The sequence below is a fragment of the Streptomyces sp. NPDC041970 genome (genome assembly GCF_055588985.1).
Genome location: NZ_JBVJCD010000038.1, coordinates 19,881 through 36,879, shown reverse-complemented (window position 1 = coordinate 36,879; position 16,999 = coordinate 19,881). Strand labels below are relative to the sequence as shown.

The following is a 16,999-nucleotide window of genomic DNA, read 5'->3' as shown; positions in this document are numbered from 1 at the left end:
CTCCGTTACGCCCCGGCCGGAGGTGACGGACGGTCAGCCGGGGCGGGGGGCGCCGAACGCGCTCAGGCGTCCTCGGCCAGCTCCAGCCAGCGCATCTCCAACACGTCGCGCTCGGTGACGAGATCGCGCAGCTCGGCGTCGAGCTTGGCGACCTTCTCGAAGTCCGTCGCGTTGTCCGCGATCTGCGCGTGCAGCGAGGTCTCGCGGGTGGAGAGCTTGTCGAGCTGCCGCTCGACCTTCTGCAACTCCTTCTTCGCCGCGCGGCTGGCCTGCGCCGAGACGGCCGGGGCGGCGGCGGGCGCCGGACGGGGCGCGGCGGCCGAGGGGGTGGCCTCCTCCTCCATCCGCTGCCTGCGCTCCAGGTACTCCTCGATGCCGCGCGGCAGCATCCGCAGGGTGCGGTCCCCGAGGAGGGCCATCACCCGGTCCGTGGTGCGCTCGATGAAGAACCGGTCGTGGGAGATCACGATCATCGAGCCGGGCCAGCCGTCGAGCAGGTCCTCCAACTGGGTCAGGGTCTCGATGTCGAGGTCGTTGGTGGGCTCGTCGAGGAAGAGGACGTTGGGCTCGTCCATCAGGAGCCGCAGGATCTGGAGCCGGCGGCGCTCCCCGCCGGAGAGGTCCCCGACCGGCGTCCACTGCTTCTCCTTGGTGAAGCCGAACTGCTCGCAGAGCTGACCGGCGGTCATCTCGCGGCCCTTGCCGAGGTCGACCCGGTCGCGCACCTGCTGGACGGCCTCCAGGACCCGCAGGGTCGGCTTCAGCTCGTGCACCTCCTGGGAGAGGTAGGCCAGCTTGACGGTCCTGCCGACGACGATCTTCCCGGCGGCGGGCTGCGTCTCGCCCTGGGTGCGGGCGGCCTCGGCCAGCGCGCGCAGCAGGGAGGTCTTGCCCGCGCCGTTGACGCCGACGAGGCCGATGCGGTCGCCGGGGCCGAGCTGCCAGGTGAGGTGGGTGAGCAGCGTCTTGGGCCCGGCCTGGACGGTGACGTCCTCCAGGTCGAACACGGTCTTGCCCAGGCGGGCGTTGGCGAACTTCATCAGCTCGCTGGTGTCGCGCGGCGGCGGCACGTCGGCGATCAGCTCGTTGGCGGCCTCGATGCGGTAGCGCGGCTTGGAGGTGCGCGCGGGCGCGCCCCGGCGCAGCCAGGCCAGCTCCTTGCGCATCAGGTTCTGCCGCTTGGACTCCTCGGTGGCGGCGATGCGCTCGCGCTCGGCGCGGGCGAAGACGTAGTCGCTGTAGCCGCCCTCGTACTCGTGGACGGCGCCCCGCTGGACGTCCCACATGCGGGTGCAGACCTGGTCGAGGAACCACCGGTCGTGGGTGACGCAGACGAGGGCGGAGCGGCGGGCGCGCAGATGGCCGGCCAGCCAGGAGATGCCCTCGACGTCGAGGTGGTTGGTGGGCTCGTCGAGGACGATGAGGTCCTGTTCGGCGATGAGGAGCTTGGCCAGCGCGATCCGGCGGCGCTCGCCGCCGGAGAGGGGGGCGATCACGGTGTCGAGGCCGTGCTCGAAGCCGGGGAGGGCGAGGCCGCCGAAGAGGCCGGTCAGCACGTCGCGGATCTTGGCGCTGCCCGCCCACTCGTGGTCGGCGAGGTCCCCGATGACCTCGTGGCGGACGGTCGCCTTCGGGTCGAGGGAGTCGTGCTGGGTGAGGACGCCGAGGCGCAGCCCGCCGTTGTGGGTGACGCGGCCGGTGTCGGCGTCCTCCAGCTTGGCGAGCATCCGGATGAGGGTCGTCTTGCCGTCGCCGTTGCGGCCGACGACGCCGATCCGGTCGCCCTCGGAGACCCCGAGGGATACGCCGTCGAGCAGGGCACGGGTGCCGTACACCTTGCTGACCTGCTCGACATTGACCAGATTGACGGCCATTTCACTCCTGTCCGGGGGGTTGATCGACCTTTCCAGGGTACGGCGCGGTGGCGGGGGTCCGGTTCGCGCGGCCTCGGGTGCGCACCGCGGGCGCGTCCGGCTCCCCGTACGCACGGGACGGCGTGCACCGGCCCGTGCGGGGCCACGGGCCGCCGGCCCGTGGCCGAGGACGGCCGGGGCGGGCGGGGCGACCCGCGGCAGGTCGACGCGGCGGTCGGGTGGACGGGCGTCGCGCCGGACGGTTCGCGCACCCGTGCCGCCGCGGGGGCGGAGCCGCGCGGGCCGGGGCGGGGCCCCGCCCGCGCGACCGTGCGCACAGCGGCGCGCGGGCGGGCGTACGGACGTACGGGCGTCAGACCACCCGCGCGCCCGGCGCGGGCGAGACGGCGAGGCGGGTGTCGCGGCACGTGCCGGAGGCGGCCAGCGCCTCGGCGACCCGGCGGCCGGCGTCCTCGTCCGGGACCAGGAACGCCGTGGTCGGCCCGGAGCCGGAGACCAGGGCGGCCAGGGCCCCCGCCTCCGTGCCCGCGCCCAGGGTCGCGGCGAGGGAGGGGCGCAGGGAGAGCGCGGCCGCCTGGAGGTCGTTGCCGAGGGAGGCCGCGAGCGCGTCCGCGTCGCCCGCGCGCAGGGCGGCCAGGAGCGCGGGCGAGGCGGCCGGCTCGGGGATCTCCGCGCCGGCGGTGAGCCGGTCGAACTCCCCGTACACCGCGGGCGTGGAGAGCCCGCCGTCCGCGACCGCGAAGACCCAGTGGAACGCGCCGCCGACCTCGATCGGCACCAGCTTCTCGCCGCGCCCGGTGCCGAGCGCGGCCCCGCCGACCAGGCTGAAGGGGACGTCGCTGCCCAGGTCGGCGCAGAGCGCGAGGAGCTCGTCGCGGCTCGCGCCGGTCCCCCACAGGGCGTCGCAGGCGACCAGGGCGGCGGCCCCGTCGGCGCTGCCGCCCGCCATGCCGCCCGCGACGGGGATGTCCTTGGCGATGTGGAGGTGGACGGCGGGCTCGACGCCGTACCGCTCGGCCAGGGCGCGGGCGGCGCGGGCGGCGAGGTTGGTGGCGTCCAGCGGGACGCGCGCGGCGTCGGGGCCGGAGCAGGTGATCGTGAGGGCGTCCGCCGGGGCGGCGGTCACCTCGTCGTGGAGGCCGACGGCGAGGAAGACGTTGGCCAGGTCGTGGAAGCCGTCGGGGCGGGCGGCGCCCACGGCGAGCTGGACGTTGACCTTGGCGGGGACGCGGACGGTGACGGCGGCGCTCACGCGGACGCCTCCGGCCGGTGCTCGGCGATCGCGGCGAACTCCTCCACCGTCAGCGCCTCGCCGCGCGCCTGCGGGGAGACCCCGGCGGCGACGAGCGCGGCCTCGGCGGCGGGCGCGGACCCGGCCCAGCCGGACAGGGCCGCGCGCAGCGTCTTGCGGCGCTGGGCGAAGGCGGCGTCCACGACCGCGAAGACCTCGGCGCGGCTCGCGGTGGTGGCGACGGGCTCGGTGCGCCGGACGAGGGAGACGAGCCCGGAGTCGACGTTGGGGGCGGGCCAGAAGACGGTGCGGCCGATGGACCCGGCGCGCTTGACCTCCGCGTACCAGTTGGCCTTCACCGACGGCACGCCGTAGACCTTGCTGCCGGGGCGGGCGGCCAGCCGGTCGGCGACCTCGGCCTGGACCATGACGAGGGTGCGCTCGATGCTGGGGAAGCGCTCCAGCATGGTGAGCAGGACCGGCACGGCCACGTTGTACGGGAGGTTCGCCACCAGGGCGGTGGGGGCCGGGCCGGGCAGCTCGGAGACCAGCATCGCGTCGGAGTGGACGAGGGCGAAGCGGTCGGCGCGCCCCGGCATCCGGGCCTCCACCGTGGCCGGCAGCGCGGCGGCGAGCACGTCGTCGATCTCCACCGCCACGACCCGGTCCGCCGCCTCCAGCAGGGCCAGGGTCAGCGAGCCGAGGCCGGGCCCGACCTCGACGACGACGTCGTCCGGGCGGACCTCGGCCGTGCGCACGATGCGGCGGACGGTGTTGGCGTCGATGACGAAGTTCTGACCGCGCTGCTTGGTGGGGCGTACGCCCAGCTTCGCGGCCAGGTCGCGGATGTCTGCGGGGCCCAGGAGGGCGTCGGGCTCTGTGCTGCTCACCCGGTAAGCCTACGGGCTGCCCCGCCGTCCCCGGCGGGCGCACGACGACGGCTCCGGGGCCGGTCAGAAGTCGAAGGCGCGGGCGGTGTTCGCGTGGACGGCGCCGGCCAGCGCGTCCTCGTCCAGGCCCTTGACCTCGGCCATGGCGCGGAGCGTGACGGGGATGAGGTAGGGCGCGTTGGGCCGTCCCCGGTAGGGGGCCGGGGTGAGGAAGGGCGCGTCCGTCTCGACCAGGACCAGCTCCACCGGGGCGGCGGCGAGCGCGTCGCGCAGCGGCTGGGCGTTCTTGAAGGTCACGTTGCCCGCGAAGGACATGAAGTACCCGGCGCGGGCGCAGATCCGGGCCATCTCGGCGTCGCCGGAGTAGCAGTGGAACACGGTGCGCTCGGGCGCGCCCGCGTCCGCCAGGACCCGCAGCACGTCCGCGTGCGCGTCGCGGTCGTGGATGACCAGGGCCTTGCCGTGCCGCTTGGCGATCTCGATGTGGGCCCGGAAGGACTCCTCCTGGGCGGCGACGCCCTCGGGTCCGGTCCGGAAGAAGTCCAGGCCCGTCTCCCCGACGCCGCGTACGTGGTCGAGGGCGGCCAGCGCGTCGATCTCCGCCAGCGCCTCGTCCAGCGCCGCCCTGCCGCCGGGTTCCCGCGCCCCCTGCCGAGCGGTGCCGTCGGCGCCCTCGACGTACCCGTGGACGATGCGCGGGGCCTCGTTGGGGTGGAGGGCGACCGAGGCGTGGACGGCGGGGTGGGCGGCCGCGGTCTCGGCGGCCCAGCGGGAGCCGGCGACGTCGCAGCCCACCTGCACCACCGTGGTGACGTTCACGGCGGCGGCCCGCGCCAGCGCCTCCTCGACGGTGGAGTCCTGCATGTCCAGGTGGGTGTGGGAGTCGGCGACCGGAACCCGCAGGGGCTCGGGCAGCGGCGGGGCTTCGGTACGGCTCATGCCGACGATCGTACGAGGGCCCGTCACACCGGCGTACGACGGCACGGGCGCGGAGTGCTCCCCGCGCGCACCGGCGGCGCGGGCGCGGTCCATACTCCCGGCGCGGGCACGGTCCACGCTCCCGGCGCGGGCTCGGTGCACGCTCCTCGGGCGCACCGGCGGCGCGGGCGCGAGCACGTTCCCGTCCCTTCGCCCCTCCGCGACGCGCACCGCGCCTGGCCCGGACTCGTTCCGACTCTCCGGGCTCCGGCGCTCCGCCTCTTCGGCGTTCCGGCGCTCCGGGCTCCGGCCTCCGTCTCAGCCGCGGTGGAACGGGCGGAAGAGGCCGGACAGCCGCCGGTGGCGATCCGGGGCGCCGGCGGCGACCGGCACCGCGCTGCCCTCCCCGGCCGGCGCCGAGCCCTCCTCCCCGGCCCGATCCGGGCGGGCTCCCCCGGCCGGTTCCGGGCGGGCGGCGGCCCGCTGCGCCAGGAGCCGCTGGACGTCGGCGACCCGCCCCTCCCGCATGATGCGCACCACGTGCCCGTCGCAGTTGGCGCAGGTGGGCGTGGAGAGCGGCGACGGCACCCGCTCGCCGCCGGCCCGGTAGACGACGTACGGGCGGCCGTGGACGTCCACGCGGTGCTCGATCTCGTACGCCTGCTCCCAGCCGTGGCCGCACCTCATGCAGGCGAAGGCGTACGCCTCGTGAACCGTGGTCGCTGCGATCTCGCTCATGCCCGATCCTCCTCGTCCGCCGCCCGCGCGCTCCCCCGTGTCCGTGCGCGTGCCCCGGTCCGCCCGCCCAGGACGGTCGCGTCCGCCCGTGGCGGGTGGGCGCCGGTGGCCCGTCCCTTCCAGTGGACACCCGCGCGCGGACGGTCGCACGAGCTGCCGGACGCGCCCGCGCGGAAAAACGAGCCTCCCCGAATGCGCCGGGCCCGTCACGCGAATGCGCTCGCGCACCACCACCGGCCACCCCCGCGATTTCCCGCATTTCCCGCGCTTTCCACGACCGCGCTCCATGAATTCAGTATTCAATTGAATACGAAATTTCCACAGGCACAGCACGTCGAGTTGCGGGGTCCTCCTTCCTGACATTCACTTAATACGTACGTCAACCCGATTTCCCACACAGGACGGGGAACCATCCATGTACACCACGGACAAGACCGCCACCGACATCGACGTCGACCTGGAAGCCGCACTCAACCCCGGCGAGGTCGAGGGCTTCTACCGCGACTCGCGTGAATGCGCCTTCCTCGCGCTCCTCGCGGGCGGCGGCGCTCTCCTGCTCTCGCCTCCGACCCCGCGCCCGAAGAAGGGCTAGTCGTCGGCATATGGACCAGACACATGCCTCGTCCCCTTTGGCGGGCGCCGTGCATGACCTGGCAACAGAGGTGGTCCTCGCTCTTCGGAGCGGGGACCACCTCGCCACGGTGTGCGGCGCGGCGGGAATCGACGAGGAGAACCGGACCCAGATCGCCGCGGTGCGGGTCATCGGGGCCGACCTCCTGCTGCCCAGCGTCCTCAGCGGCCGCCATCCCCATCCGGGCGACGTGGCCGTCCTCGACCGGGCGGTGCGCGAATTCCCGCCCACGCCCGACGCTCCGGCCGCCACGGCCTGGAGCCACTGGCACATGATCTCCACGCTCCAGCGGGTCGCCGCCCCGACCGCGGGCGCGGCCGGCGCGTTCAAGGAGCCCGACGCCGCCTGGCTGGAGGGCGCCCCCTGGCAGGCGTTCACCCACCAGCTCTCGGTCCTCGCCCCGCTCGCCGTCCCCGCCGCCCCCTCGGCCGTGCGGCGGGCCGCGTCGGCGCGGGCCGTCGACCTCTCGCGCGGCTTCGTCCGCGCGGTCCGGCGGCGCGACTGGCTCCAGGCGGCGGGCGCGGGCCGCTGGCTCGCGGCGATCGGCGGCGAACCGGCGACGCTCGGGCTGGAGCGCGGCCTGGACTTCGTCGAGCTGATGGGCGGCGGCGACCCCCGCGTCGCGCTCCACGCGCGGGCGGCCCGGATGATGGCCGAGGCGAGGGCGCGGTGACGGCGACCGCCACCGAGGACCCGCGGCACACCGCCGCCGGGGCCGCCGCGCTCGCCGTCCTCCCCGGCGTGCTGCGCGCGGCCCTCGACTGGACCGGCGCCCACCGCGCCGGCTTCGCGCTCCCCGCCGACGTCCTGGACGCCCACACCCAGGTCAACGCCACGCTCAAACCCCTGGGCGAGCTGGCCCAGTTGTGCTCCACGATCCACCGCGCCACCGCCCCCGGCGCCCCGGAGCACGAGGCGGCCGGGGATCTCGTCGCGTACGCCTGGGAGCAGGTGGAGGCGGGCGACCTGCTCCTGGAGCTGCTGCGCACCGAGCCGTTCGCCGCCTACCCGTACGAGATCTACGCCGCCTTCGCCGGGCACGGGCTGCGCCACGAGGGCTTCGAGCGCCTGGCCGCCCCGCTCACCGCGACCCGCGCCTGGGCCCACACCGAGCAGCAGGCCAACCGGCAGCTCGGCCTGGTCAACTCCGAGCGGCGGGTGGGGGTGCTGCCCCACACCGACGCCGGGGCGGTGCTGGCGCGGACCTGGCTGGGCGGGCTGCCGGAGCCGTGGACGTTCGAGGGCCCCTCGGGCTACGCGCTGACCCACGCCGTCTTCCACCTCACCGACTGGGGGCGGATGCCCGACCGGGTCCCCGACCGGATCGACGCCTACCTGCGCACCTGGCTGCCCGCCTGGGCCGACGGCTGCCTGGAGAGCGGCCAGTGGGACCTCACCGGCGAACTGCTCGCGGTGGCCGCCTCGCTGCCGGGAGAGCCGCCCCTGGCCCTGCTGGACGCCGTCTGGCCGCCGCTCGCCGACGTCCAGCACCCCGGCGGCTGCGTCCCCGAGACCGGCCCGCCGGCGCGCGGGGACGCCCAGGGCGACCCGTACCCCTTCATCGACTGCTACCACTCCACGCTCGTGACGGCCTTCGCCGCCGCCCTGTCCCTGCGGTCGCTGCGGGCGGCCGGCGGCGACGGCCCCGACGGCGGCCCCGGCCGGGAAAGGGGGGCCGCGTGAGCGGCGTCCAGCAGATCCACGAGGTCGGGGCGAAGGCCCTGGGCTGGCTGTACGAGCACCGGGAGGGCTTCCGGCTGGAGGCCGACCCGGACCCGGAGACCGGGGTGCTGGACCGGTTCAAGCCGCTGGGCGAGCTGGCCCTGATCGGGAAGGTCATCTTCCGCGAGGGCGTGGCCGGCTCCCAGCAGTCCGCGCTCGCGCACAAGCTGCTCGACCACGCCTGGCACGAGCTGCTCGGTTCCGGGGCGCGCCTGCTGGAGGGGCAGCGGCGCGAACCGCTCTCCCCGATCCCGCTGGAGGTCTACGTACCGTTCCGGGAGCTGGGCTACCGCCAGCCCGAGCTGGAGACCGCGATCCGGCTCAACCACCGGCTGGCCAGTTGGGCGGCGCTGGAGGTGCTGCCGGTGCGGCGGCTGGGGCTGAGCGCCATCGAGCGGCGCTTCGGCGTGGAGCCGAGCACCCCCGAGACCGCGGCGCTGGCCCGGACCTGGTTGGCCCGGCGGCCCGAGCCGTGGACGGTCGAGGGGCACATCGGCTACGACATCACGCACACGGTGTTCCACCTGACCGACTGGGGCGAGCGGCCCGATGGGCTCCCCGCCGACGTGGCGGACTACCTGGCGCTGTGGCTCCCGGCGTGGCTGGACGACTGGCTCGACCTGGGGCGCTGGGACCTGCTGGGCGAGCTGCTGGTGGTCGACGCCTGCCTGCCCGCCCCGACCCTGGACGCCGCCGCCTGGCAGGGGTTCGCGCAGGCCCAGCAGCCGGACGGGGCGATGCCGGTGGTGGGCGGGATGCCGGAGGGGGACGAGGAGGCGGTGTTCGACCTCGTCTACCACCCGACGCTGGTCGCCGCGTTCGCCTCCGCGCTCGCGCTCTCCCGCGCCCTGTCCGACCTCAGCTCCCCGGCCCCGGCGTGACGGACGTGACCGCGCCGCGGGTGGACGCCCCCGGCGACCCGGCCACCGCCCGCCTGCTCGCCGAGGCGGCCCGCGCGGTCGACGCCCCGGACCTGGTGCTCGCGGTCAGCCGGGGCGGCGTCCGCACCGTCCACCGGGGCGGCGGGGCGCGGCCGGGCCCGGTCCCCCGCGAGCGGCTGCGCTACGAGCTGGGCTCGGCCTCGAAGCCGTACACCGGGCTGCTGCTGGCCCGGCTGGTCGCCCAGGGCCGGGTGCGGTACGAGGACCGGGCGGCGGACCTGCTGGCGCCGGGCCTCCCGGTGCACCCCTCGGTGCGCCGGATCACCCTGCGCCATCTGCTCACCCACACCTCGGGGCTGCCCGGCCTGCCCGCCGACTTCTACCCGCAGGCCGTCCCCCGCTGGACCACCGCCCCCTACGGCGGCTACCCGGCCGACCGGGTGGTCCGGGCCTTCCTGCGGGCCCGCCCGCGCCACCGCCCCGGCACCCGCTGGCACTACTCGAACTTCGCCGTCTCGGTCCTCGGCCACACCCTCGCGGCGGCCACCGGGACCCCGTGGGAGGTCCTGCTGCACCAGCAGGTGCTGGCCCCGCTGCACCTGGACGCCACCCGGCTGCGCCCCGGCCCGGACGGCACGGACGCGGTCGGCCACCACCGCGACGGCACGCCGGTGCCGGCGCTGGACGCCGGCGGCTTCACGGCGGCGGGCGCGGTCCGCTCGACCCCCCTGGACCTGCTCACGTTCCTGGAGGCGCACCTGGGCGCCCCCGGCGGCCCCGAGCCCCTGTGGGACCCCACCCTGGCCGCCGCGCTCGCGGACGTGCGGCGGCCCGTGCTGCGCCGGGGGTGGCGGCACGCGCACACCCACACGCTGACGTGGTTCCAGCACCCGACCCCGTACGGCCCCGCCCTCTTCCACGCCGGGGCGACGCCGGGCCAGCAGGCGTTCCTGGGCTTTCGCCCGGACACCGGGCTCGCGGTGGCGGCGACGGCGACGCGGCGGGTGCACCTGCGGGACACCTTCGTGGCGACGGCGTACGGGCTGCTGACCGGCGCGCCGTAGGGCGCCTACGGCTTCGGCGCGGCCTTCTCCGCGTTCTTCGCCGCGACGACCGCGTCGAACACCTCGCGCTTGGGCAGCCCCGCGGCGGCGGCGACGGCGGCGATGGCCTCCTTGCGCCGCTCCCCCGCCTCCTCGCGCACCCGCACCCGCCGCACCAGCTCCTCGGCGTCCAGCCCCTCGTTCCCGGCGTCGGCGGCGCCCTCGACGACGACGGTGATCTCGCCGCGCACCCCGTCGGCCGCCCACACGGCCAGCTCGCCCAGCGGGCCGCGCTTGACCTCCTCGTACGTCTTGGTCAACTCCCGGCACACCGCCGCCCGCCGCTCCGCGCCGAAGACCTCGGCCATCGCGGCGAGGGTGTCGTCGAGCCGGTGCGGCGCCTCGAAGAAGACCATCGTGCGGCGCTCTCCGGCGACCTCGCGGAGCTTGCCGAGCCGTTCGCCGGCCTTGCGGGGCAGGAAGCCCTCGAAGCAGAACCGGTCCACCGGCAGCCCGGAGAGCGCGAGCGCGGTGAGCACCGCGCTCGGTCCGGGGACGGCGGTGACCCTGATGTCCCGCTCCACGGCGGCGGCCACCAGCCGGTAGCCGGGGTCGGAGACGGACGGCATCCCGGCGTCCGTCACGAGCAGCACCCGCGCGCCGCCGGCCAGCGCCTCGACCAGCTCCGGCGTCCGGGCGGACTCGTTGCCCTCGAAGTAGGAGACGACACGCCCCGAGGTGTGGACGCCGAGCGCCTGGGTGAGCCGGCGCAGCCGCCGGGTGTCCTCGGCGGCGACGACGTCGGCCCGTTCCAGTTCGGCGGCGAGGCGCGGCGGGGCGTCCGCCACGTCACCGATGGGGGTCCCTGCGAGCACGAGCGTTCCAGTCGTTCCAGTCACATCAGCCATCCTCGCAGCACGAGCAGCGCGCTTCGCACGGATGCGTTCCCTACGATGGCGCGGTGACGAGTACCGCACCCGAAACCCAGCGGGGCCAGGACGCCGGGGACCCGCACGGCGACGAGCCGCCCTCCTGGCAGCGGCGGCTGCGCCGATTCGGCCATGTCCCCCGGCCGGAGACCTCGCTCCGCGACCGGCTGGACCCGCCGTACACCCGGCCCGGCCGGCAGCTCTGGTCCGTGCTCGCCGTCCCCCCGCAGACGGCGGAGCGGCTGGTGCGGTGGTCGGCCTGGGGCGGGCCGCTCCTGGTCGCGCTGGTGGCGGGCCTGCTGCGCTTCTGGCGCCTGGACCAGCCGCACGCGGTGATATTCGACGAGACGTACTACGCGAAGGACGCGTGGTCGCTGGTCAACCAGGGGTACGAGGGGTCCTGGCCCAAGGACGTCGACAAGCTGATCCTGAAGGACCCGTCCACGGTGCCCGTCCCGACCGATCCGGGCTATGTGGTGCACCCGCCGGTCGGCAAGTGGATCATCGGGTTCGGTGAGCAGTTGTTCGGTTTCACGCCGTTCGGCTGGCGGTTCATGGTGGCGGTGCTGGGCACGGTCTCGGTGCTGCTGCTGTGCCGGATCGGGCGGCGGCTGTTCCGTTCCACGTTCCTGGGATGCCTGGCGGGCCTGCTGCTCGCGGTGGACGGCCTGCACTTCGTGATGAGCCGCACCGCGCTGCTCGACCTGATCGTCATGTTCTTCGTGCTGGCCGCCTTCGGCTGCCTGGTCGCCGACCGCGACCACGCCCGGCGCACCCTCGCCGGCGCGCTGCCGGTGGACGGTTCGGGGGTGCTGCGCCCGGACGCCGACGTCGCGGAGACCCTGCGCCTGGGGTGGCGGCCGTGGCGGATCGCGGCGGGCGTGCTGCTGGGCCTGGCCTGCGCCACGAAGTGGAACGGGCTCTACGTCCTGGCCGCGTTCGGGCTGATGACGGTGGTGTGGGACGTCGGCGCGCGCCGCACGGCGGGCGCGGTGCGGCCGTACGCGGCGGTGCTGCGCCGGGACCTGGTGCCCGCGTTCGTCTCCACGGTCCCGGTGGCGATCTGCACGTACCTCGTGTCGTGGACCGGCTGGATCGTCACGGACAAGGGCTACTACCGCACCTGGGCGGCCACCGAGGGCAAGGACTCCGCCTGGAGCTGGCTGCCGGACTGGCTGCGGAGCCTGTGGCACTACGAGACCCAGGTCTACGACTTCCACGTCGGCCTGACGTCCGGTCACACCTACGAGTCGAACCCGTGGAGCTGGCTCGTCCTGGGCCGCCCGGTCTCCTACTTCTACGAGGAGCGGACCGGCTGCCAGGAGTCGGCGACCGGCAAGTGCGCCAGCGAGGTCCTCGCCATCGGCACCCCGCTGCTGTGGTGGACGGCGTGCTTCGCCCTGGCGTACGTGGTGTGGCGCTGGCTGTTCCGCCGCGACTGGCGGGCGGGCGCGATCGCCTGCGGCGTGGCGGCGGGCTGGCTGCCCTGGTTCTTCTACCAGGAACGGACGATCTTCCTCTTCTACGCGGTCGTGTTCGTGCCGTTCCTCTGCCTGGCCGTGACGATGATGATGGGCGCGATGCTGGGCCCGGCGGCCCGCACGGAACCCGGCCGGGAGCTCCACGACCCCGTCGCCGAGCGCCGCCGCACGCTGGGCGCGATCGCGGTGGGCGTGCTGGTGCTGCTGATCGTCTGGAACTTCATCTACTTCTGGCCGCTGTACACCGGGGCCTCCCTCCCGGAGGACCTGTGGCGCGACCGGATGTGGTTGGACACCTGGGTGTAGCTGGGGGAACGGCGGGTCCGGCGCCTGATGGTGTCGGGCCCGCCGTTGTCGTTGGTGGCGGTTGTCGGTGCCCTGGGCCGTCCGTCGACGGGCCAGGACGGACCACGGGGCGTCGCAGAGCATGGCCCCGCTCGCCTGTGAGGAGTGCTGACGCCGCTCATCCCGGCAGACCTTCCTTTCGGGCGACCACCGCACCGTGGCCTCCCCCTCTGACCGCTGCCGCGGCCGCACCCCTGGATCGGCAACGAGCCGCCACAGGGCCGTTGTTCCGCGGCCGGGCCCACTTCTCGCAGGCCGGCAGGGGAGAGAGCCGCGGCACGGGCCCTCGGTGTCAGCGCGGCAGCATAGCCTCGCGCTCGCACGTGGCCGTCCAAGGCGCCGCAGCCAGGTAGGAGGTGACTGATCGCGCAGACGGAGCATCCGAGCAGAGGCGCTGTGTGCACACCGGTTCGTCACCTAGAGTACTGGCGTCACTCCGAACGCCTCTGGAGCTGCATGTCCCCGCTACCGCCATTCGATCCGGGCACTCTCTGCCCGCCTCCTGGCCGCTACCCCATGGCCTGGGACGAAGTCGAGAGCCGCCTGGTGCGGGCACGGGAGTTTCTACCGTCCGGCACCCGCTCCGCCTTGTGGGACGAGCTGCGGTTTCATCGCGCGCAGGTTGAATGCCTGTTTGGCGAGGTGAGACGCATCTGGCTGGCGGGAAGCTTCGTCAGCGGCAAACTGGACCCCAGCGACGTCGACCTCGCCTACCTGATTGACGCCGAGATCTTCGGGGCAGTCACGGAAGCGAGCGACCTAGCCGACCTTGCCAACCTCATGGACCGGGAGTGGTGTGTGAAGAACGGGATGCGGATCGACGCCTACGTCCTGCCACTGCCGGCCACAGTAGCCTTCGAGGACCTTGGCGTTACCGGGGCCATGGCGCCCGGAGACGCCGAAGTCTTCCAAGCACTCGGCCTGTACGACGAGATCTGGCAGCGCTGCCGGGGCTCTCGCCGGCAGCGACGAGGGTACGTGGAGGTGACACTATGACCGCAAGGCATCATTTTCCAGACATTGCAGACAAAGCAGCTTTGCGCGCATGGATGGCTGCACGCCGCGCTGAAACCCCCCATAAGCCCGCGCCACGCTCCCTGGCAGAGTTTCGGTCGACCCAGCTAAAAAAGCTTGCTCACACAGTACTGGATGATTCCGAAATCCATGATACGCCTCTGGAAAGAGACCGGCCCGTCCTGAAATTCGCACTGAACGGGAAAACGGTTCGCAACCATCACGCGGAAGCATCCGTACTGGGCGACTGGCTGCACACGCTGCAGGCGGCTGTTCAATCAGTCGCGTACGCCCTCGACGACCTACGCCAGAGACGAGAATCCGGGCCCGTACCAGGAGAGATCAAGCGCGCTACGCGACTATTCACCGGTCCGGTATTCGCTTCGTCCTACGGGATGGTCCTGCAGGGCGCTCCGGACCTGGGTCAGCCCGAACTTCCGGGAAACGGAACCGAGGCGCTGCTAGACAGGGCCATCAATCGGATCTTCGACATCACCGATGGTGCCAGCAGGCAATCCGACGCGGAAGAAACAGTCCTGGAGACCGTACTACCCCTGGGTCGACGTGCCATCAGGCAGCTATCCGACCTGTCCCACATTCTTGCTTCGACAGGCACCGACGTGACGTTGACATGGGAGTCCAGCAGCACCACCCACAGAACGTCAACCTTCACTTCGACTAGTGCCGCTCGCTGCCGCAAAGCTCTGCACGACGCAAAAATCGAGGACGCCAGCGAAAGGCTCATCGGCTTGCTCGTCGGCGGCAGCAAGCAGCGCGGATTCATTGAACTTGAGATCGACGACAAGCTCATTATCGTCCGGACAGCCAAGGAGAACGTGACAGGGATCCTCGCGGCGCACACGGAGAAAGAAGTCCAAGTCGACGCCCACGTCCTCATCGCACGCTCTCCAGGTGGACGCGAGCATCGCAGCTATGTACTGATCGACCTGCAGGACAGAGAATCGGACAACGCCACTGGTTAGCGCTCAAGCACTGCCCTGCACGCTGAAAGAAACGCAGAGCACCTTCGCGCGCAAACACAAGGCGACAAGTGCACACGTCGACAGGCAGTCGCCCCTAGGTCCCGACCAGGGCGCCTTTCGTCTCCCGTCCACGCATGAATCCCTGCGTCGGGCAATAAGCGATCGCTGATGAGCTCCGCCCTCTGGCCGCTGTACACCGGGACCTGGCTCCCGGAGGACCTGTGGCGCGACCGGATGTGGTTGGACACCTGGGTGTAGGGGGACGCTCGCCCGGCGGGAGGGGCCGGCGGGCGAGCATTCCGGTCCGGTAACAACGGGCTTCCGGCCGGTCGCGGCCCCCTAGGCTGCTGCGCAGTGCCCCTCGACAGGTTCGGGGGGTTTTCTCTGGGAGGGGGGATCGCACAGATGCGCAGTGGAGCGAAGGCCGCCGTGATCGGCGGGGCGTTCGTCCTGGTGGCCGGCGGGGCCGGCTACGGGGCGTACAGCGTGTTCGGAGACGCCGGCAACGGCCTGGGCATCTCCTCGGAGGTGCGGTCGGGCCCGCCGACCGCCCAGGAGATAGCCGACGTCTCGAAGGGCTTCCTCGACGCGTGGGCGGCCGGGGACGCCGCCGCCGCGGCGCTCCTCACCAACGACGAGGCCGGCGCGGAGCCGGTGATCGCCTCGTACGGCGAGGACGCCCACATCCGGAACGTGAAGATCACTCCCGGAGCGCCGGTCGGCACGAAGGTGCCCTACACGGTCGAGGCCTCCGTCGTCCACGGCAAGGTGTCCAAGCCCCTGTCGTACGCCTCCGAGTTGACCGTGGTCCGCGGGCTGACCACCGGGAAGGCGCTGGTCGACTGGGCCCCCGCGGTCGTGCACCCGCAACTGACCGAGGGCGCGACCCTGAGGACGGGCGAGGCCTCGACGCCCGCGATCGAGGCCGTCGACCGCAACGGCGTGGTGCTGACCAAGGAGAAGTTCCCCTCGCTCGGGCCGATCCTGGCGACCCTGCGCGAGAAGTACGGTGCCACGGCGGGCGGTTCGCCCGGCATCGAGACCTTGATCGAGCCCGCCGACACGGCGCAGCCGGCCGTCTCCCTGCTGACCCTCACCCCGGGCGATCCCGGCACGGTGCGGACGACCCTGGACGCGGACACCCAGGCCGCGGCCGAGCGGGCGGTGAAGAAGCACCAGGAGGCCTCGGTGGTCGCGGTGAAGCCGTCCACCGGGGCGATCCGCGCGGTGGCCAACAACCCGGCGGGCGGCTTCGACGCGGCGATGCAGGGCAAGCAGGCCCCCGGCTCCACGATGAAGATCGTGACGGCCGCGCTGCTGCTGGAGAAGGGCGCCACCTCCGCCGACGCGGCGGCGGAGTGCCCGAAGAACGCGGTGTGGCAAGGGCGTTCGTTCCACAACCTGGACCATTTCGCGCTGCCGGACGGCTCCACGTTCACCCAGAGCTTCGCCAAGTCGTGCAACACCGCCTTCATCAAGCTCATCGACGAGGTCGGCGACGACGCGGCGCTCGCCAAGGAGGCGCGGGACGTCTTCGGGATCGGCCTGGACTGGAAGACGGGCGTCGTCTCCGCCGACGGCAGCGTGCCGGAGGAGGCGGGCGGCGAGGCGGCCGCGCAGTACATCGGCCAGGGCACGGTCCAGATGAACGCCCTCAACATGGCCTCCATCACCGCGACCGCCCGCACCGGCACCTTCCGCCAGCCGGTCATCGTCCCGCAGTCCCTGGACGACCGGAAGCTGGCGGTGGCCTCGCGCTCGCTCTCCCCCTCCGTCAGCCGTCAGCTCACGACGATGATGCGGGCCACGGCCGCCTGGGGCACGGGCGCGAAGGCGATGGCCTCCGTGGGCGGCGACAAGGGCGCCAAGACCGGTTCGGCCGAGGTCGACGGGCAGGCCACCTCCAACAGTTGGTTCACCGGCTTCAGCGACGACCTCGCCGCCGCGGCGGTCGTCCAGACCGGTGGCCACGGCGGCGACGCGGCGGGCCCGGTGGTGGCCGAGGTGCTGCGCGCGGGCGGCTGAGCCGCCGGATCGAGGACCGCGCGCCCAGGGGGCGGGGGCGACCGCGCCCCCGCCCCCTGGGCCGTTCGGGGCTGCCGGGCGGGCGGTCCCGAAGGTGCGTCCGAGGTCGCCCGTCCGGGCGAGGTGGGGTCCGCCGCCGGTCCGGCGTCCGGACGCCGGAGTCCCCGGCCCGGCGTCCGGATGCCTGAGCCCCCGGACCGGCGTCCGGATGCCTGAGCCCCCGGACCGGCGTCCGGATGCCTGAGCCCCCGGACCGGCGTCCGGATGCCTGAGCCCCCGGACCGGCGTCCGGAT

15 protein-coding genes are annotated in these 16,999 nt (G+C 73.7%); 9 read left to right on the top strand and 6 right to left on the bottom strand.

Going from position 1 to position 16,999, the window contains the following annotated elements; translation table 11 throughout:
• Positions 1-62 precede the first annotated feature (62 nt).
• The 5 genes from ACZ6EJ_RS19225 to ACZ6EJ_RS19205 all read right to left on the bottom strand — a co-directional run bounded on the left by ACZ6EJ_RS19225 (position 63) and on the right by ACZ6EJ_RS19205 (position 5,651).
• Positions 63-1,874 (bottom strand): ABC-F family ATP-binding cassette domain-containing protein, encoded by a 1,812-nt coding sequence (locus ACZ6EJ_RS19225; protein ID WP_469268507.1) that lies wholly within the window; start codon positions 1,872-1,874, stop codon positions 63-65.
• 352 nt (positions 1,875-2,226) lie between these two features.
• Positions 2,227-3,126, bottom strand: a complete 900-nt coding sequence (locus ACZ6EJ_RS19220) for a 4-(cytidine 5'-diphospho)-2-C-methyl-D-erythritol kinase (protein WP_469268506.1) — start codon at positions 3,124-3,126, stop codon at positions 2,227-2,229.
• Positions 3,123-3,995, bottom strand: a complete 873-nt coding sequence (gene rsmA / locus ACZ6EJ_RS19215; RefSeq protein ID WP_469268505.1) for a 16S rRNA (adenine(1518)-N(6)/adenine(1519)-N(6))-dimethyltransferase RsmA — start codon at positions 3,993-3,995, stop codon at positions 3,123-3,125. The genes ACZ6EJ_RS19220 and rsmA overlap by 4 nt, the downstream gene beginning before the upstream one ends.
• Before the next feature lie 63 nt (positions 3,996-4,058).
• Entirely contained in the window at positions 4,059-4,934 is an 876-nt protein-coding gene (locus ACZ6EJ_RS19210; protein ID WP_469268504.1) for a TatD family hydrolase, read from the bottom strand.
• A gap of 297 nt (positions 4,935-5,231) precedes the next feature.
• The gene (locus ACZ6EJ_RS19205) at positions 5,232-5,651 is read right to left on the bottom strand and encodes a hypothetical protein (RefSeq protein WP_469268503.1); all 420 of its coding nucleotides are present in this window, start codon (positions 5,649-5,651) and stop codon (positions 5,232-5,234) included.
• A gap of 415 nt (positions 5,652-6,066) precedes the next feature.
• Between ACZ6EJ_RS19205 and ACZ6EJ_RS19200 the strand changes: the two genes are divergently transcribed.
• From ACZ6EJ_RS19200 to ACZ6EJ_RS19180, 5 genes are read left to right on the top strand one after another with little or no spacing between them, the layout of a single operon-like run.
• Entirely contained in the window at positions 6,067-6,243 is a 177-nt protein-coding gene (locus ACZ6EJ_RS19200; protein ID WP_469268502.1) for a hypothetical protein, read from the top strand.
• Positions 6,244-6,253: 10 nt separating this feature from the next.
• The gene (locus ACZ6EJ_RS19195; protein WP_469268500.1) at positions 6,254-6,955 is read left to right on the top strand and encodes a hypothetical protein; all 702 of its coding nucleotides are present in this window, start codon (positions 6,254-6,256) and stop codon (positions 6,953-6,955) included.
• Positions 6,952-7,965, top strand: a complete 1,014-nt coding sequence (locus ACZ6EJ_RS19190) for a DUF6895 family protein (protein ID WP_469268499.1) — start codon at positions 6,952-6,954, stop codon at positions 7,963-7,965. Before ACZ6EJ_RS19195 ends, ACZ6EJ_RS19190 begins: the two co-directional genes overlap by 4 nt.
• Positions 7,962-8,885, top strand: coding sequence for a DUF6895 family protein (locus ACZ6EJ_RS19185; protein ID WP_469268498.1), 924 nt, complete (start codon positions 7,962-7,964; stop codon positions 8,883-8,885). Before ACZ6EJ_RS19190 ends, ACZ6EJ_RS19185 begins: the two co-directional genes overlap by 4 nt.
• A complete protein-coding gene (locus ACZ6EJ_RS19180; protein WP_469268496.1) occupies positions 8,882-9,949 on the top strand; it encodes a serine hydrolase domain-containing protein in 1,068 nt (355 codons plus the stop codon). Before ACZ6EJ_RS19185 ends, ACZ6EJ_RS19180 begins: the two co-directional genes overlap by 4 nt.
• Positions 9,950-9,954: 5 nt before the next feature.
• Here the strand turns inward: ACZ6EJ_RS19180 and rsmI are convergent, their stop codons facing one another.
• Positions 9,955-10,836 carry a 16S rRNA (cytidine(1402)-2'-O)-methyltransferase gene (rsmI, locus tag ACZ6EJ_RS19175; RefSeq protein WP_469268495.1) on the bottom strand — a complete coding sequence of 294 codons (882 nt, stop codon included), beginning with the start codon at positions 10,834-10,836 and terminating at the stop codon, positions 9,955-9,957.
• Positions 10,837-10,889: 53 nt separating this feature from the next.
• On the opposite strand from rsmI, the gene ACZ6EJ_RS19170 reads away from it, so the two are divergent.
• From ACZ6EJ_RS19170 to ACZ6EJ_RS19155, 4 genes are all read left to right on the top strand, one after another.
• Positions 10,890-12,644, top strand: coding sequence for a dolichyl-phosphate-mannose--protein mannosyltransferase (locus ACZ6EJ_RS19170; RefSeq protein ID WP_469268493.1), 1,755 nt, complete (start codon positions 10,890-10,892; stop codon positions 12,642-12,644).
• Between the two features lie 495 nt (positions 12,645-13,139).
• Positions 13,140-13,679 carry a DUF6932 family protein gene (locus tag ACZ6EJ_RS19165; protein WP_469268492.1) on the top strand — a complete coding sequence of 180 codons (540 nt, stop codon included), beginning with the start codon at positions 13,140-13,142 and terminating at the stop codon, positions 13,677-13,679.
• Positions 13,676-14,680: a hypothetical protein gene (locus ACZ6EJ_RS19160; RefSeq protein ID WP_469268491.1), complete on the top strand. Its 1,005-nt coding sequence runs from the start codon at positions 13,676-13,678 to the stop codon at positions 14,678-14,680. The genes ACZ6EJ_RS19165 and ACZ6EJ_RS19160 overlap by 4 nt, the downstream gene beginning before the upstream one ends.
• A gap of 405 nt (positions 14,681-15,085) precedes the next feature.
• Positions 15,086-16,705, top strand: coding sequence for a penicillin-binding transpeptidase domain-containing protein (locus ACZ6EJ_RS19155; protein ID WP_469268490.1), 1,620 nt, complete (start codon positions 15,086-15,088; stop codon positions 16,703-16,705).
• The last annotated feature ends 294 nt before the right edge of the window (positions 16,706-16,999 follow it).

Coding starts and splice junctions, on each gene's coding strand:
- ACZ6EJ_RS19225 (WP_469268507.1), bottom strand. CDS start 1,874: ATGGCCGTCAATCTGGTCAATGTCGAGCAGGTCAGCAAGGTGTACGGC.
- ACZ6EJ_RS19155 (WP_469268490.1), top strand. CDS start 15,086: ATGCGCAGTGGAGCGAAGGCCGCCGTGATCGGCGGGGCGTTCGTCCTG.
- ACZ6EJ_RS19210 (WP_469268504.1), bottom strand. CDS start 4,934: ATGAGCCGTACCGAAGCCCCGCCGCTGCCCGAGCCCCTGCGGGTTCCG.
- ACZ6EJ_RS19160 (WP_469268491.1), top strand. CDS start 13,676: ATGACCGCAAGGCATCATTTTCCAGACATTGCAGACAAAGCAGCTTTG.
- rsmI (WP_469268495.1), bottom strand. CDS start 10,836: ATGGCTGATGTGACTGGAACGACTGGAACGCTCGTGCTCGCAGGGACC.
- ACZ6EJ_RS19195 (WP_469268500.1), top strand. CDS start 6,254: ATGGACCAGACACATGCCTCGTCCCCTTTGGCGGGCGCCGTGCATGAC.
- ACZ6EJ_RS19200 (WP_469268502.1), top strand. CDS start 6,067: ATGTACACCACGGACAAGACCGCCACCGACATCGACGTCGACCTGGAA.
- ACZ6EJ_RS19165 (WP_469268492.1), top strand. CDS start 13,140: ATGTCCCCGCTACCGCCATTCGATCCGGGCACTCTCTGCCCGCCTCCT.
- ACZ6EJ_RS19205 (WP_469268503.1), bottom strand. CDS start 5,651: ATGAGCGAGATCGCAGCGACCACGGTTCACGAGGCGTACGCCTTCGCC.